Consider the following 15,554-nt stretch of genomic DNA (forward strand, 5'->3'; position numbering starts at 1 on the left):
AATTTCAATGGCCTGCCACGCCCAGCCAGCGCAACACCTCGGGCACGCTGCCCACGGTGTGGCGGCTGGGAATGTGCGGCCGGTCTATCAAGATAACGGGCAAGCCCAACTCGCGGGCAGCCACCAGCTTGGCCTCTGCGCCCGCGCCGCCCGAGTTTTTGCCCACGATGTGCGTAATGCCATGCGCTTGCAGCAAGGCGCGGTCGCCCTGCAATGTGAAGGGGCCGCGGTCCAGCACCACATGGCCGCGCGAGGCGGGCAAGTTCAACACCGGGTCCACCAAGCGCAACAGGTACCAGTGCTGTGTGCAAGCCAAAAACGGCGCCAGGTTCTGCTTGCCGATGGCCAAAAACACACGGGCGGGCTCAACGGGCAAGGCTTTCACGGCGGTAGCGATATCCGCCACATTCGTCCATACATCACCATCCTGCGCCTGCCAGGCGGACCGCTCCAGCGCCAACAAAGGCACGCCAGCGGCGGAACAAGCCTGCACCGCGTTGCTGCTCATCTGGGCAGCGAAGGGGTGGGTGGCGTCCACCACATGGCTGATGCGCTCGGCTTGCAAAAAGGCCTGCAGCCCCGCCACACCGCCAAAGCCGCCCACGCGGGTGGGCAGCGGCTGGGCGATGGGCGCATCGGTACGGCCTGCGTAAGAAAACACCGCGTCCACCCCGGCTTGCGCCAAGGCCTGTGCCAGGCGGCTGGCTTCGGTGGTGCCGCCCAGCAACAACACCCGCAAGGAGCCGCGCGCCATGTCTGAACCGTGGTTGTCAATCATTGGTATCGGTGAAGATGGTCTGCATGGTCTGGGCGATGGTAGCCGCTCGGCACTGGCCCGCGCGCAGCATGTGTTCGGCGGGCCACGCCACTTGGCGTTGGCGGAATTGGGCAGTCGTGGCATTGCATGGCCGGTGCCGTTTGACGTGGCGCCTGTGCTCGCCCTGCGCGGCCAGCCGGTGGTGGTGCTGGCCTCGGGCGACCCGTTTTGGTTTGGGGCGGGTGGCAGCCTGGCGGCGCATTTGCAGCCCGGCGAATGGGTAGCCCACCCCGCGCCCTCCACCTTTTCACTAGCCGCCTCGCGCTTGGCCTGGCGGCTGGAAGCGGTGCACTGCTTCGGCCTGCACGCCGCGCCATTTGCCCGCACCCGCAGCGCGCTGCACCCCGGCGCGCAGTTGATCTGCCTGTTGCGCGATGCGGCGGCAGTGGGTGAATTTGCCCAATGGCTCAGCGACCAAGGCTGCGGTGCTTCTAACGTGTGGGTGCTGGAAGCATTGGGCGGCCCGCGCGAACGAGTCCGCCAGACCACTGCGGCTGCACTCGACTTTGCCGACATCCAAACGCCGGTCGCCTTAGCCGTGCAAGTGGCCAGCACCGACACCACATTTACCGGTTTACCCCGCAGCCCCGGCCTGCCCGACGCAGGATTCACCAGCGACGGCCAAATCACCAAATCGCCCATACGCGCTTTGACGCTGGCTGCACTCGCGCCCCGCCCCGGCGAACACCTGTGGGACTTGGGCGCGGGCTCGGGCTCGGTGTCGGTGGAGTGGTGCATGGCGGGCGGCACATCCAGCGCGGTGGAGCAGCACGCAGAGCGCGTGCGCAACATCCGCAGCAATGCGGCAAGCTTTGGCATAGACCACCGCCTGACGGTGCACCACGGCCACTCAGCCGACCTGCTGGCCAGCCTGCCCATACCCAACGCCATTTTTGTAGGTGGCGGGTTCGACTTGGCGCTGTTTGCCCGGATGCAAGCCACCGCACCGCAAGGCACGCGCCTGGTGGTGAACGCGGTGACGCTGGAGACCGAATCTGCCCTGCTGCAGTTGCACGCCCAGCACGGCGGCGAGTTGCTGCGCATTGAGCTGGCGCAGGCCGCCCCCTTGGGCCGCATGCGCGGCTGGCAGCCCAGCCGCCCGGTGGTGCAGTGGAGCGTGACGCTGTGAACCCCGCTGGCCAGATTGCATGACGCTGGTAGCAGGCTTGGGCTTCAGAGCCGGGTGCAGTGTGGACTCCTTGCGCTCGGCCTTGCAAGCGGCGTTGCAGGCGGCCTCTGCCCACCAAGGCGAAGAACTCACTATCGCGCACGTCCGTGGGCTTGCCACCGCTGCTGACAAAGCCCACCATCCGGCCCTGCTGCAACTGGCCGCAGAACTGCAGCTCGATATTCACCCCGTTTCCTTGCTCATACTGGCAAAAACACCCTCCAGCCCCAGCGAAAACCTGCCTGATCGCTACGGAAATCATAGCGTTGCTGAATCGTCGGCATTGGCAGCAGCAGGCCCAGTCGCGGCGCTCTTGGGCGGCCGCAGCATCAGCCCCGACCGCATGGCCACTGCCGCACTGGCTTGCATAGAAAATACCTCACCATGACTGTTCACTTCATTGGCGCCGGCCCCGGCGCACCCGACCTCTTGACCCTGCGCGGGCGCGACCTGATTGCTGCCAGCCCTGTCTGCCTGTACGCCGGCTCGCTGGTGCCCGAGGGCGTGTTGGCCCACTGCCCGCCCGGTGCGCGCATCGTCAACACAGCGCCGCTGTCGCTGGAGCAAATTTTTGAAGAAATCAGCACCGCGCACGCCGCCGGTCACGACGTGGCCCGCCTGCATTCGGGTGACTTGTCGGTGTGGTCGGCCATGGGCGAGCAGCTGCGCGGCTTGCGCGCGCTGGGCATCCCCTACACGGTGACACCGGGCGTGCCATCTTTTGCCGCCGCCGCCGCCACGCTGGAGGCCGAGCTGACGCTACCGGGCCTGAGCCAATCGGTGGTGCTCACCCGCACCTCGGGCCGCGCATCGGCCATGCCCGACACCGAGTCGCTGGCCAACTTTGCGGCCACGCAGGCGGTGCTGGCAATTCACCTGTCTATCCATGTGTTGCCGCGCGTGGTGGCCGAGCTGTCGCCCCACTACGGCGCAGACTGCCCGGTGGCCGTGGTCTGGCGCGCCAGCTGGCCGGACGAACGCGTGGTGCGCGCCACGCTGGCCACCATCGAAGCCGCGATTGGCGAAGGCATGGAGCGAACCGCGCTGATCCTGGTGGGCCACACACTCGGCCAAAACTTGGGTGAAGGAGACTTTACCCACAGCCGCCTGTACGCCGGCGACTACGACCGCCGCTACCGCCCGCTGGGCACCGCGCCACGCTTCCCGGCAGGCACCGAATGAATGCGGACATGAAGGTGGCCAAACAGATCGAACTTTGCCTGGTCGGCATTGGCACTGGCAACCCCGACCACGTCACCCGCCAGGGCGTGAAAGCGCTGAACGCGGCGGACCTTATCCTCGTGCCGCACAAAGGCGAAGGCAAGGCCGACCTGGCCGAGCTACGGCTGGAGTTGTGCCAAGAGCTGGTTACCAACCCTGCCGCGCAGGTGGTGCAGTTCGACATGCCGGTGCGCGACGCGCACGACCCGGACTACCCCGGCGCCGTCAACCGCTGGCACGACGCGATTGCCGAGGTGTGGCTGGCAAAAATCCGCGCCCATTTGCCCGAGGGGGGCCGCGTGGCCCTGCTGGTGTGGGGCGACCCGTCTTTGTATGACAGCACCCTGCGCATTGCAGACCGGCTGGCGCTGCAAGTGCCGCTGGCGGTGTCGGTGGTGCCCGGCATCACCGCACTGCAAGCGCTGACCGCCGCCCACGCCATCGCACTCAACGACATCAACGCCCCGGTCACCATCACCACCGGCCGCCAACTGCGCGACCACGGCTGGCCCGAGAGCGCCGACACTATCGCCGTGATGCTGGACGGCCAATGCGCCTTCCAACACCTGCCGCCCGAGGGCATCACTATCTGGTGGGGCGCCTACCTGGGCATGCCCCAACAAATCTGCATCGCCGGGCCGCTGGCCGAGGTGAGCGAGCGGATTCAGGCGGATCGCCAAACTGCGCGCGCGGCGCACGGGTGGGTGATGGATATTTATTTGATGAGGCGAGTGATCGACTGAAGCGTGCACTCAAGAGTGCAACGGCGAATTCCGCTTTGGGCCATCTGCAGTCACTGGCTAATGTCAGCTTACGAGTCGTTCGACTCTGTACTTTCCGTGCCGACAAAAAAAAGGTCACCGACCCCTTGAGGCTGGCCGCCGCCGCTCAGGTTCAAATGCGGAGCGGCCACAAATAGATAGTAGCCGGTCACAAAAATGGAAACTACTCAACGCGAGGCGTTTCAGTTCGCATGTATGCTGAGGTAATAAGACAAATTTGGGACCTATGGGGAGTGGCAAGCAATGACAATCCGCGTCTACGGCGAAAAAGCCGGACGTACTCACGAAAACCAGATGCTCCAGGTATTTCTGGAACGATTGGAAGACCGTTGGGCGTACAGTACCGACTGGATTGTTGCCATTGCAAACGCGATGTGGAACGGTGCAGAAATTGACTTGGTCTGCATCCTGCCTTCGGCCATTATCGTGGCCGACTTCAAGAGTCACGGCGGCAAGCTGACCGGCACCGAGAACGGACCTTGGCAAGCGGATGGCGCGATAGTAAAAGGTGGGCGGAAGGCCAACCCATACCAGCAACTGCGCGACAACAAGTTCTTCGTTCTGGATTGGTTGCAATCCAAGGCGCTGTTGTCCGGGCGCAACCTTGATCATATCTCTGCCGGTGTCATCTTTTCAAGCAGGATCGAAGATCATTTGGAACTTCCCCCCAAGGTTCGCTCCTGGTTTTACCGGACTGATTTAGCCAACTGCGCAGTCATGCTCGATGGCCTGTCCTCACCCGAGTTGAGGATTGCTCACGACGAGGCGCTGGAGATCGTCCGCAGGCTGGGTGTTCAGCCGATTGAATGGGCAAACAGTCGTCCACAGGTTCGCGATATCCACTCGCGTCCGGATCAGCCCCAGGCGCGCACCCCGCTGACGGCACATCAACGCGAGGCTTTGCAGACACTGAGCAGCTTCGTCGCGGAGGGCGATTCTGTCAGTCTCTCAGTTCTGGGCATGACTTCAACAGGCAAGAGCCGTCTGCTTGCTGAACTGGCCGACGAGGTCAAGAAGGTGGGCAAGCAAGTCATCGTGTTGCAACCCAATCGACGCCTTGCCGGTAGAGCCGAGGTGGAGTCCAACAGCATCTATGGGCATCTCTACACGGGCAGCGTGAACGGTGATGATGAGCTGGAAAACGAGGTAGAACAGAAGGAGCTCAAAGTCATACCGTTGCGCGCCTGCGATGACGCGGCCGACTGCGTCTACCTCGTGGACGATGCGCACCTGCTGGGTGACTCAAGATTCTCGACCCCTGACGGCAAACAATATGGCACCGGCCATTTGTTGTCGGACTTCTTCGAATTCGCTGCCTTCGACAAGGGAGCGCGCAAGGTTGTTTTCTTTGGTGATCCGTATCAGATTCAGCGCGGCGGCAGCGAAGGTGCTGTACTTTCAGGTGACTTCCAGAAGTCACGTGAACTGAAGCACCAATCGCTAGAGTTAACGCAGTTGATCGACTCCACAGGTGGTTCAGCCAAACTCACCAACGCAGTCAAGCTGGTAACCGCCATACATGCCCAGAAATTTGCTACTTTAGAACTAGAAACTGATGGAGGTTTCAGGGTTCTCGATAAGAAGGATGCAGCCAATGAGATGGTGGATCACTTCCAAGCAGACCCAAGTTCAGTCTGGTATTTAGCCGAGACACATGGCCAGTCGAACGCATTCACCCAGTGGATTCGTGAGCGCTTGCACCGCAAGAAACGCCTGGATACGGTGGAGGTCGGCGACCTGCTGGAGGTCTACGTGAGCCCTGATGTGCGCAATGCATTTAGCCCAGGGGAAGCCGTGCCCCCCGGCGGGCGCGTGACGGTCGCGAGTGTTAACGAGCGATCCTCTTACCAACAAGGGTTGAGTTCGGTAAAGAGCGGCCCAGTCAAGTTCCATTCCCTGAGGTGTAGGGTCGATTGTCGTGATGAGATTGAACTCGAGGTATTCGAGGAGTTCCTGCGGGCAGAAAAGCCGGAGTTGGACAAAGAGACGGCAGTTGCCGAAAGCGTCTGGCGAAAGGCCGCAAAGCGCGACAGAGAGAGCGCGTTCGGCGGTAAGCAGGCAGCGCTGCAGGGCATAGAGGTGCCTCCCCCGCCACCAGCCGAGACAGATTTCACCTATGCCCGTTATGGCTATGCCTCCACGGTCCACCATGCCCAGGGTATGTCGCAGCCGATTTGCTACGTGAATTGCGATCATGCCGCAGGTCGCCACTCTGAAGGATTTTTCCGTTGGCTGTACTCTGCACTCACCGTGGCCGAGCGTGAACTGGTTTTGTTGAATTTCACTGACATCCACCCCTTCGATGCTGCTGTTTGGAAAGCAGGTGCTGTCAAGGTAGGCGCTGACATCGCAGTGGGTGCAGGCTGGGTATTTCAGTCCAACGGAATCGCGTCCGAAAGAGATCAGCAGCGCAGCTTGCCCGAGGGACTCGACCAATCAAAGGATGTTCTCAAGTCCGTCGCCATCTGGCTTCGTGTCGTCAACGCCGTAGAGCGGTTCGGTTGGAGGGTCGCAAAAGCGGCCAGTTACCCCTACCAGGAGCAGTATGACCTTTCTGGTCCACAGGGCGAACATTGCCTACTTCGGATCGCCTACAACGGTAAAAATGTCGTCACGGCCATGCACGTGAAGGAACCCGAGCACTGGGGTTTGCTTTCTGACGTGGCCTTTGAATGCCTCTTGACGAACGACTATTCACCAGAGGCTGCAGCTTTGCTCCGATCTACCCGGTCCCGCTTGGGTCAAATTGGCTGGAAGGTCGTATCTGCCACTGAGACTTCGTATCGCTTGGCAATAACGGTTGCTCGCAGCCAAGATGAGCGAGTTGTCACTTTTCACCACATACAGGCCAATTGGTTTTCGGCACATAGGAGCCAGAGCGTTTTCGGCACATATAGGCCATTTGGTTTTCGTCATATAGGAGCCAGCCGGGGGATTGGACGGGCATCTCGAACGCGACGTAACTGTCGTTACCTTCTGAATTTTTTGTTCAGGAGTAACGGATGGGTCGCAGAAAGATCGAGATGCATGAATACAGAAACGTTTTAATCAGACTACGCGCCGGTGACGGCGATCGCGAGATCGCGCGTCTGGGCCTTATGGGCCGGGTCAAGGTGGCGAGCTTTCGCGAACACGCCCGCAGCTTGGGCTGGTTGGAGGCTGAGCTGCCGCTGCCCGAACCCGAAGTTATTGCCCTGAGTCTGTGCGCAGCGGCCAAGCGCCCATCCAGCACGGTCTCCAAAGCCCACCCATGGCGCGAACAAGTGGCGCGCTGGATGGCTGCCGGGGTTGAGGGCGTAGCCATTCATGCCGCGTTGGTGCGCGAGCACCAGTTCTGCGGCAGCTACTCCTCTGTCTATCGCATCATGCGTGACATTGCCAAGGCACAGCCGCGTACCGATCTCACTGTGAGACTGAGCTTCAAGCCCGGCGAAGCCGCTCAGGTTGACTTTGGCGCGGGGCCATTTTTGGTGCATCCGGATGGACAGCGTAGGCGCACCTGGGCCTTTGTTATGACCTTGTGTCACAGCCGCCATCAGTATGTGGAATTCGTCTGGGACCAAACGGTGGCCACATGGCTGGGCTGCCACCGCCGTGCCTTTGAGTGGTTTGGCGGTGTGCCCGAGCGCGTGATCATCGACAACGCCAAGTGCGCCATCATCAAGGCTTGCCGATTTGACCCGCAGGTGCAGCGCTCCTATGCCGAGTGCGCTGAAGGTTATGAATTCAAGATTGACCCGTGCCCGCCGCACGATCCGCAGAAGAAGGGTATCGTGGAGTCGGGCGTCAAATACGTCAAGCGTAACTTCCTGTCTACCCGCGAATTCCGTGATCTGGCGGACCTTAATGCACAGGCGCAGGCGTGGGTATTGCAGGAAGCCGGTGTGCGCATTCACGGCACCACCCGCCAGCAGCCCATGGATTTGTTTGCGCTGGAGCGGGCCTTGCTCAAGCCGCTTCCACCGCAGGCGCCGGACTTGGGCGTTTGGCAGTGCGTGACGCTGCACCGCGACTGCCACGTCAAGTTTGACTACAAGCTGTATTCCGCCCCCTTTGCGCTGGTGGGCAAAGAGCTGTGGCTACGTGCCACCGATAACTGCGTGACTTTGTTTGATGACTACCGATTGGTGGCAACCCATGCGCGGGGACAGCGTCCCGGTGAACGCCTCACGACCAAAGACCACTTGCCACCCGAGGCACAACTCTTCTTTGCCCGTGACCGCGAGTGGCTGGGTACCCAAGCGCTGCAAATCGGACCGTACTGTCAGCAGGTTATTGACTGGCTACTGAGTGACCGGATTCTGGAGCGATTGCGCGCAGCTCAGGGTGTGATTGGTCTGGCAAAGACCTACAGCGCCCAGCGTGTTGAGCTCGCCTGCCGACGTGCCATGGCCCACAACAGTCCGTATTACCGCACTGTCAAGACCATCCTGAGCAGTAATTCCGACCGGCTACCGATGCCTGATCACAGCATCGTGCCTACCTATGCAAAGGCCCGGTTTGTCCGCGACGCCGCAAGCCTCTTCACCCCCGATACCCACAACCCGCAGCAGGATTTGCTGCATTAACTATCCAGGAGACCATCCCAAATGACACCCATCCCCGAACTCGTTCCACATCTCAAGCAGTTGCGCTTGTCCGGTATTCTGGATTCGCTGGACGCCAGAAACCGCCAGGCGATTGAATCGAAGTTGGCCTATACGGAGTTCCTGGCCATCCTGATGGGCGATGAAGTGGCCCGCCGGGAGCAGAACAGTTTCAGTACCCGCCTGCGCCGGGCCCAGTTCCGCTCCACCAAAACGCTGGAGCAGTTTGACTTCGAGCGGCTACCCCAACTCAACCGCGCGCTGGTGCATGACCTGGCCACCGGGCGCTACGTGCGGGAGTGTTCTCCGGTATTGATTGTTGGCCCTAGTGGAACCGGCAAGAGTCATCTTGCGCAGGCCTTGGGCCATTGTGCGATCCGTCAGGGCGTGGATGTGCTGTTTACCAACTGCTCGGCACTCACGCAGTCACTGCACGCCGCGCGCGCCACCAACGCCTACGAGCGCAAGCTGCAGACCTTGAGTCGCATTCCGGTACTCATCATTGATGACTTCGGACTCAAGCCTCTGCGTGCGCCGGCCGACGAAGACCTGCATGAACTCATTGCCGAGCGCTACGAGCGCACTGCCACCATCGTCACCAGCAATCTGGACTTTACTGAATGGGATCAGGCATTCCCAGTCAACCCGCTCTTGGCATCCGCAACCTTGGACCGCTTACGTCACAACGCATACTGCCTGGTGCTTGATGGCCAGTCCTATCGGGCGCCACGCCAGATGCCGACCACCATGCCGACAAAAACAAAGAATTCAACGCAACAAAAAGACGTCAAATAAAGGCAAAATCCATACCCGAGTGATGTCCGTCAGACACCCTCCGGCTGGTCTCTATATGCCGAAAATCACTGGCTCCTATATGCCGCAAAGTGACACGAGTCGGTTTTGAGATCAACTTCGACAAGCAGGGGCTCGTTTCCAGCTTGCGCCCGTTGTCGTGCAGCAGCCCAGAGTCCGTTGAAACGATAAGGTCTGTTTTCCAATGACGTGGGAAGACATACAAGCGCTCCGCAAAACCGGGCGTTTCCAAGAGGCTATTGACCATGGCCTCCATGAGCTTGCGGACGATTCCAATGACTTCAAAATGCGGACGCAGATTGACTGGGCGTTCTATGGCTTGGTCAAGAACTACGTGTCTTCCATAGTTTCCAAGCTAAAAGGAGGGCAGCCAGTCCCCACCGCGGTTGTCAATCAAACTCATCAGGCGTTACGCCGATACGCGCGGCAACCGAAGCGCCGGCCAGACAACGCGCTGTCCAACATCTTGCGCGCGTTGTCGAAGATCGCGCCGCACTTTCCATTCTTCCCTGGGTTTATTCGGTGGGTGGGCTTCGACGGCCTCGGTGCGGAAGATTGGCAGTACAACCAGCTCGATGAAAATCGTTTTCCGCCTATTGCCCTTGGAATCGCCCGTGGCTTGGCGAAGTGGATGAAGGCATTCCCTGATGCGGCCCAAGAGGATATTGATCTGGCGCTTGAATGGATCGACCGCGTGCGGCCTGTGGCCGAGGGTGACGATGCCCTATGGATGGATTGGGACAGAGTTTATCTGCTGCGGCGCGTCCATCGCCATGCCGAAGCTGCCGGAGTTCTTGGTCCAGTCATCAAAGCGAAGAGAAATGAGTTTTGGGTATGGGCCGAGGCTGCGAGACTGTATTCAGAGGAGCAGCCAGACCTCGCATTAGCGTGCGCGTGTCGGGCGTTGGAATGCGGTTCAGACCCCAAGTTCACTGTTAAGGTTCACCGTGAGCTTGCCCAGATGTTGGCAGATCGCGGTGATTTTGCTCAGGCAAGCAGCGAACTGTCATCGGTGATATCTCTCCGGCAAGAGCAAGGTTGGGGAATCGATGCGGAGCTTCAGGACTTGATTAACAGCAGTTGGTATGACTCGTCAGCACAAGGTGCTGATAGGGCCAAGGACTTCTATGCCCAACATTCCCAGGACGCACTGGTACTGTGTTTCGATTCTGTAGAAGTGAAGCCTGCGACCTATTTGGGAACGATCGTGCCACAGCAGCCCAAGGATGCTCCACCGGGAAGGAAAGCTCGGCCTCTTCCTCGTTTTGCGATACGTGAATCAAATGGTGCATCGGTCAGTCTTGTTGGCCCGGGCGTTCGTTGCAGGAATATCAAGATCGGAGATCCTGTAACGCTAGTTCTTGGCAAGCAACGGGATAGTGATCGTGCCGCAATTGTTCAGGTTTCGGTTCGGTCGGATGGGGCTAACTGGGACTGTACCGATTCTGGGATCGGGCTGGTAACTCGCGCAGCAACAGATACGAGGCGGGCAAAAATCTTCGTTGATCGGGATCTTGAGGTTGGAATCGACGACGACCCTTGGATCGGGTCACGTTCCCCAGAAGCCGGGGAAGGCGTTCGTTTTCGAGTGACTCAAAACCGCAAGACGGGCCGAAAGGATCTTTTTGCCGTTGAACCAGGTCCTCGTCCAGATGCTGATGTCAAGGTGACGATTGGGCACTTGAGGAGGAATCCCAAGGGGTTCGCTTTTGTCGATGATGCGTTTGTCCCCCCTTTTATAGTTGAGACGGTCCCGCTGGAAGTCGACACCGTGGTTGCTGTACTTGTGTACGCGAAGCACCCGAAAGAGGATAGATACGGATGGCGAGCAGTAGCCGTTACCGCGACTTGACGGCAGTTTGTCAGTGACGGGTTGTCGACAGCAAGCGTGAGCTTGATTGAATAGGCGGAAAGTCAGCAGTCGCTGCATAGGCGACCTCGGCAGGCGCGCCCCATTTGTATCAGATCAGATGTCTGCTTTCGGGCGTCTATTTCAGGAGTGCGGAGGACCGCTTTGGGTCGATTGTTGAGACGAGTAAGGGCCAACTGCAGTCATCGACGAATGACAGCTATGAGGCTGGAAGATGGCTAAAGATTTCTGGGCGATTCCTGGCGTTAACGCAAACAGATGGGCAACAATGCCGGCTATTCAGAAGGATAGCTAAGAACCGAAATTCGGCGATGCATCAAATACAGTCATCCCTAATGCCGGTTACCCCATCATGCGTTTCAAACTCACCATTTTTTCGTTGATATTTTTCCTTAGCCCTGCTATCTGGGCAGTTTCGCCGACAGAAGCGGCGCAGCGCATTGCATCTCTAAGCCCATCTTTTGAACATCTTCAATCTCTTGGGAAGTTAAATCCACGTCTGGTAGACGGTACCTGTGTCTCATTTGCATTGCATTCTCTACTCGCCGAACGCGATTCAAAGATGAAATATGAGGATGTTGCTGAATTTTCCCAGAACAATTTTTGGACTCTGGGCACAGGCAATAGAGGTGTTCTTTCATCCGTTGCCGGGTTGATACCTTTATGGGGTATTCCCAAAGTAGCCCAGCATTTTGGTCTGGAATTGGAGGGAGACTGGCTCGGTCGCTTCACTGGAAATTATCCAGAATTGCTCGCTCGCTGGCTGGATGAAGGTAGAGGAGTTTTAGCGTCAGTAAAAGCATCCCGGTTGTACAAGTTGCAGATCTACAGTGACAATCCTGATCTTGCTCGGTTGAATGATGAACATGTTGTTCGAGTTGCTGCCGTTAAAAGGGATGAGAGCGGTGCGCCTGATGTTTTCTATTTAATTGATATCAATCGAGGAAATCAGGTAACAGCTGTGCCAGCGAGTCATCTCACGCACGCCTCACGAAACGCAGCAGGTCTGCCCATGGTTGCTTGGCGGACCATGGATACGCTACCTAATTCAATTAAATGAGTAAGCTGTGCGCGATGCAATCAATTACTCTTCGTCGCGCTTGCGACGCCCCCCGTTTTCCACTGGACTCTGGAGTCCGAGGTGAATTGAACGGCCGCGATTCACTGGTTGCAGATCAGATGACTGATTTGGAGATGGTAGGCCAGAGCCTCAGAAGACCGCTGTGGGCTACGAGCAGTCGATCGCAACTGACGTGATTCGCCTAGATCATTCTCAGGAGCATGCCAAGTGAACGCAGCAGAAGTCCCAAATCTTGCAATCGCCGTGAACCGATGGCTGTCCTACCAGCTGTTGTGTGGCCGAGAAGCCTTGCTATCGGAGGCATACCTGGGACATCCAATTGCTGAGTATTTGATTCACAAGCATTCGGGTTCGTTCGCAACAGAGATCGACCATCCGGTGCTCAATGCGCCAGGCCCAGGGCGTCCACGACAGATCGACTACGTGCTTCATACAAAAAACACTGGCGTGATCGAATCCGCAATTGAATGCAAGTGGGTATCGGAACGCCCGTACGACAAGCAAAGAATCGTGAATGACATCCTCCGACTTGAATGCGTCCGAGTTCCCGGACGACATGTGAAGCGGTATTTCATCGTCGCAGGGTTGAAAGAGCACTTTGACAAAAACTTCAAGGACCTGAACGTAAATGCAGGTGGAGGAAGAAAGCGGTTCACAAGGGAGTATCTGTCGTTCTCGAAAAGCAACCCAGACGCGAAGATCAAAGTAAGGGCTTGTTCTGATCGATTTCAAGAGTTCTATAAAGACTTTGAGCGCGGCTTCAATGCACAAGTCCCCATCTCATTTAGCACCAAGCGTCTGAGCTACCGAACGGCAGACAAGATATCTGTTTGCGTCTGGCAAATCTCCAGTGTCAAAAATCGTCAAGCGTTCTCTCCCGCCGCAGAGTGGCCATGATGTCTAGCTGCTTGAGGCGCGGGAAGCCCGATCTTGATCGGTTGAGGGGGACCGGCCGCCGGCGGCTGCGGATCGAACTCTGCCGACCACGGCGAGTCCGCGAGGACATCCGGTTTTCCGCACTCAATCTGGCGAAGTCAAATGTCTAAGAAGGGAATCCAAACGTGATGTGACGGCGCTGCGGCGAACGACAGCAACCGCTCCATTCTGGTTGTCTATCGTACCCATCTGGGGAACTCGCGCGGAATGTCCGCTTGCGGGTCATGAATCCGAATTGCCAGAAGACTGCAATGGGTCGAATCGAGACTCACACCAAAGCCCTAGTCAGCAACACATGCGTACTCGTCAACTGATGTTCAGCGGTTGACGTAAATTGCTTATCAACTTAGACCAGATCAACGATTAGATTTCTAGCCTAAAGAGTGGCGCACAGCGCCACTTTGCAACGAAAACTTTTGACTAAAAACAGGCTTTAGCGCTCATGAAACATGCGCAAGCAGCTCCTAATTTCATAGCGCTTAGCCACACCGCCGATACTCCGCCCTCCAGTGCTCAGCCCAATCAGCACAGCGCCCTACCCGCACATTGGCGTCGTCAAAGTCCACCACTACCAGTTGCTCCGCACCTCGCGGGGCTTGGGGTTGCTCCAGAGTGCGTCCATCGGTCAGCAGCCATAAAACCGTAGACGCGGTGCTGACACTGGTGCTGCGCACCCGGCGGTGTTGGGCCATCAAATTGTCAGCAGCAGCCATGGCCTGTGCCAAGGGTGTGCCGCCACCGCCGCCGCGCTGTTGCACGCGCACTGCGGCGGCGCGGCGTGCGGGGCCTGGGGGCACCAGCACTTCCACGCCCTGTCCGCCAAAGCACAGCAGCGCCACATGGTCGCCCGCGCGGGCGACCTGCTCCAGCACATTAGCCGCGTAGCCTTTGGCCCGCGCTAGGCGGCCGCCTTGGCGCATGGACCCTGAGGTGTCCAGCAGCAGCAAATGCAAGGTAGACGGCCTGCCCTTGGGCTCGCGCCAGCGCAGGTGCTGTGCGGCTAGGGCATTACGGCCTTTGGCTTGCAAGGTGGGTAGCCAGGCGATGGCGCCGCGTTGTATTGCCGAGCCAGATGGCGCGCGCACAGCTACCGCCGGTGCTTGGGCACCAACTGGTAGAGCTGCTGTGCGCCACCGCCCGCCGCGCGCCGCACTTTGGGGCGCGGGGCCGGGGTGGCTCAGGCTTTTTTTGGCGGGAGCACTCCTGCAGCCGCAGGCCGTAGGGTGCCCACAGGCACGGGAGGCATGGCGCCCCAATCGCCATCGGCACTGCTGGCACCGGCCGATTCCGGCCGGGGGGCGCTGGCGTCTTGGCTTTGCATTGGGGATTGGGGCTTTTGCGCTGCTTGGGGCGTTGGCTGTTGCGCCCCCACCTGCCGGCGATGGTGCAAGGCCAGCTCGGCCACGGCGTCCACATCGGCCACCGCAACCGCATCGCGTCCGTCCAGCGCGGCAGATGCGCGGGCGGCGCGCAGCATCACCAGATCGGCGCGCACACCATCTACCCCGGCGGCCAGGGCCAGCGCACCTGCGTGCGCCACCGCATCGTCCGGCCACTGCACGCGGGGCAACAGGGCTTGCGCGTCCAGCACGGTAGCAGCCAGGTTTTGCACCGCATCGGCATGGCTGGCGGCCACGGCTACGGGGTCCGCATCAAACAGCAAGCGGCTGCGCACGATCTGCTGGCGCTGCTCTGCATTAGTGGGGTTGTGCAGCCACACCGAGAGGCCAAAGCGGTCCAGCAGCTGGGGGCGCAGCTCGCCCTCCTCCGGGTTCATGGTGCCCACCAGCACAAAGCGCGCGGCGTGGCGCTGCGAGATGCCGTCGCGCTCCACGGTGTTGACGCCGCTGGCGGCTACGTCCAGCAAGGCATCGACCAGCGCGTCGGGCAGCAAATTCACCTCGTCCACATACAGCACACCCTGGTGCGCGCGCGCCACCAAGCCGGGCGAGAGGCGCACGGCGCCGCTTTGCAAGGCGTCTTCAATACTGAGTGTGCCCACCAGCTGCTCCAGGCTGGCAGCCAGTGGCAGCGTGACAAACGGGGCCTGCGGTAGCAAGGCGGCCAAGGCGCGCGCAGCGGTGGACTTGGCGGTGCCGCGCGGCCCGCCAATGAGCACCCCACCAATGCCGGGGTCTACCGCCACCAGCAGCAAAGCGCGCTGCAGTGCCTGCTGGCCCACCAGCGCGGTGAAGGGGAAAGGCACTGGCTCGGGCGCGCTGGCGGATGCCGGGGCGGCGGATGGCTCGGTGGAGCGCATGTCAGGATTAAGGGGCATGG

Annotated in this window: 13 protein-coding genes; 10 read left to right on the top strand and 3 right to left on the bottom strand. The window is 59.7% G+C overall.

Translation table 11 applies throughout. The features are described from left to right. Positions 1-4: 4 nt before the first annotated feature. The gene (locus tag RAE19_RS00845) at positions 5-778 is read right to left on the bottom strand and encodes a cobalt-precorrin-6A reductase (protein WP_313873140.1); all 774 of its coding nucleotides are present in this window, start codon (positions 776-778) and stop codon (positions 5-7) included. On the opposite strand from RAE19_RS00845, the gene cbiE reads away from it, so the two are divergent. The 10 genes from cbiE to RAE19_RS00895 all read left to right on the top strand — a co-directional run bounded on the left by cbiE (position 753) and on the right by RAE19_RS00895 (position 13,235). Beyond that, positions 753-1,946 (top strand): precorrin-6y C5,15-methyltransferase (decarboxylating) subunit CbiE, encoded by a 1,194-nt coding sequence (cbiE, locus tag RAE19_RS00850; protein WP_313873141.1) that lies wholly within the window; start codon positions 753-755, stop codon positions 1,944-1,946. The two genes, RAE19_RS00845 and cbiE, sit on opposite strands and share 26 nt — an antisense overlap. Positions 1,947-1,965: 19 nt before the next feature. Continuing rightward, positions 1,966-2,373: a cobalamin biosynthesis protein gene (locus RAE19_RS00855; protein ID WP_313873142.1), complete on the top strand. Its 408-nt coding sequence runs from the start codon at positions 1,966-1,968 to the stop codon at positions 2,371-2,373. Beyond that, positions 2,370-3,167 carry a precorrin-4 C(11)-methyltransferase gene (cobM, locus tag RAE19_RS00860; protein ID WP_313873143.1) on the top strand — a complete coding sequence of 266 codons (798 nt, stop codon included), beginning with the start codon at positions 2,370-2,372 and terminating at the stop codon, positions 3,165-3,167. The genes RAE19_RS00855 and cobM overlap by 4 nt, the downstream gene beginning before the upstream one ends. An 8-nt stretch (positions 3,168-3,175) precedes the next feature. Continuing rightward, positions 3,176-3,949 (top strand): precorrin-6A synthase (deacetylating), encoded by a 774-nt coding sequence (gene cobF / locus RAE19_RS00865; RefSeq protein WP_313873144.1) that lies wholly within the window; start codon positions 3,176-3,178, stop codon positions 3,947-3,949. Between the two features lie 282 nt (positions 3,950-4,231). Further along, the gene (locus RAE19_RS00870; protein ID WP_313873145.1) at positions 4,232-7,036 is read left to right on the top strand and encodes an NERD domain-containing protein; all 2,805 of its coding nucleotides are present in this window, start codon (positions 4,232-4,234) and stop codon (positions 7,034-7,036) included. Beyond that, the gene (istA, locus tag RAE19_RS00875) at positions 7,012-8,556 is read left to right on the top strand and encodes an IS21 family transposase (RefSeq protein ID WP_313876140.1); all 1,545 of its coding nucleotides are present in this window, start codon (positions 7,012-7,014) and stop codon (positions 8,554-8,556) included. The genes RAE19_RS00870 and istA overlap by 25 nt, the downstream gene beginning before the upstream one ends. Before the next feature lie 21 nt (positions 8,557-8,577). After that, positions 8,578-9,369 carry an IS21-like element helper ATPase IstB gene (gene istB / locus RAE19_RS00880; RefSeq protein ID WP_313873002.1) on the top strand — a complete coding sequence of 264 codons (792 nt, stop codon included), beginning with the start codon at positions 8,578-8,580 and terminating at the stop codon, positions 9,367-9,369. Between the two features lie 202 nt (positions 9,370-9,571). Further along, positions 9,572-11,239 (top strand): DUF7017 domain-containing protein, encoded by a 1,668-nt coding sequence (locus RAE19_RS00885; RefSeq protein ID WP_313873146.1) that lies wholly within the window; start codon positions 9,572-9,574, stop codon positions 11,237-11,239. Positions 11,240-11,609: 370 nt separating this feature from the next. Beyond that, positions 11,610-12,317: a hypothetical protein gene (locus tag RAE19_RS00890; RefSeq protein ID WP_313873147.1), complete on the top strand. Its 708-nt coding sequence runs from the start codon at positions 11,610-11,612 to the stop codon at positions 12,315-12,317. Between the two features lie 228 nt (positions 12,318-12,545). Next, entirely contained in the window at positions 12,546-13,235 is a 690-nt protein-coding gene (locus tag RAE19_RS00895; protein ID WP_313873148.1) for a hypothetical protein, read from the top strand. Between the two features lie 518 nt (positions 13,236-13,753). Here RAE19_RS00895 and RAE19_RS00900 read toward each other — a convergent pair. Beyond that, positions 13,754-14,359 carry a vWA domain-containing protein gene (locus RAE19_RS00900; protein WP_313873149.1) on the bottom strand — a complete coding sequence of 202 codons (606 nt, stop codon included), beginning with the start codon at positions 14,357-14,359 and terminating at the stop codon, positions 13,754-13,756. 92 nt (positions 14,360-14,451) lie between these two features. Continuing rightward, complete coding sequence (locus tag RAE19_RS00905) at positions 14,452-15,552, bottom strand: ATP-binding protein (RefSeq protein WP_430962500.1); 1,101 nt, start codon at positions 15,550-15,552, stop codon at positions 14,452-14,454. Between the last annotated feature and the right edge of the window lie 2 nt (positions 15,553-15,554).

Origin of the sequence: Rhodoferax potami (genome assembly GCF_032193805.1) — a bacterium.
Classification (GTDB): Bacteria; Pseudomonadota; Gammaproteobacteria; order Burkholderiales; family Burkholderiaceae_C; genus Allorhodoferax; species Allorhodoferax potami_A.

Bases quoted from the DNA above. Each gene is read 5' to 3' on its own strand.
- RAE19_RS00885 (WP_313873146.1), top strand. From the start codon at position 9,572: ATGACGTGGGAAGACATACAAGCGCTCCGCAAAACCGGGCGTTTCCAA.
- cbiE (WP_313873141.1), top strand. From the start codon at position 753: ATGTCTGAACCGTGGTTGTCAATCATTGGTATCGGTGAAGATGGTCTG.
- RAE19_RS00855 (WP_313873142.1), top strand. From the start codon at position 1,966: ATGACGCTGGTAGCAGGCTTGGGCTTCAGAGCCGGGTGCAGTGTGGAC.
- RAE19_RS00890 (WP_313873147.1), top strand. From the start codon at position 11,610: ATGCGTTTCAAACTCACCATTTTTTCGTTGATATTTTTCCTTAGCCCT.
- cobM (WP_313873143.1), top strand. From the start codon at position 2,370: ATGACTGTTCACTTCATTGGCGCCGGCCCCGGCGCACCCGACCTCTTG.
- RAE19_RS00870 (WP_313873145.1), top strand. From the start codon at position 4,232: ATGACAATCCGCGTCTACGGCGAAAAAGCCGGACGTACTCACGAAAAC.
- RAE19_RS00845 (WP_313873140.1), bottom strand. From the start codon at position 778: ATGATTGACAACCACGGTTCAGACATGGCGCGCGGCTCCTTGCGGGTG.
- RAE19_RS00905 (WP_430962500.1), bottom strand. From the start codon at position 15,552: ATGCCCCTTAATCCTGACATGCGCTCCACCGAGCCATCCGCCGCCCCG.
- cobF (WP_313873144.1), top strand. From the start codon at position 3,176: ATGAAGGTGGCCAAACAGATCGAACTTTGCCTGGTCGGCATTGGCACT.
- istA (WP_313876140.1), top strand. From the start codon at position 7,012: ATGCATGAATACAGAAACGTTTTAATCAGACTACGCGCCGGTGACGGC.
- istB (WP_313873002.1), top strand. From the start codon at position 8,578: ATGACACCCATCCCCGAACTCGTTCCACATCTCAAGCAGTTGCGCTTG.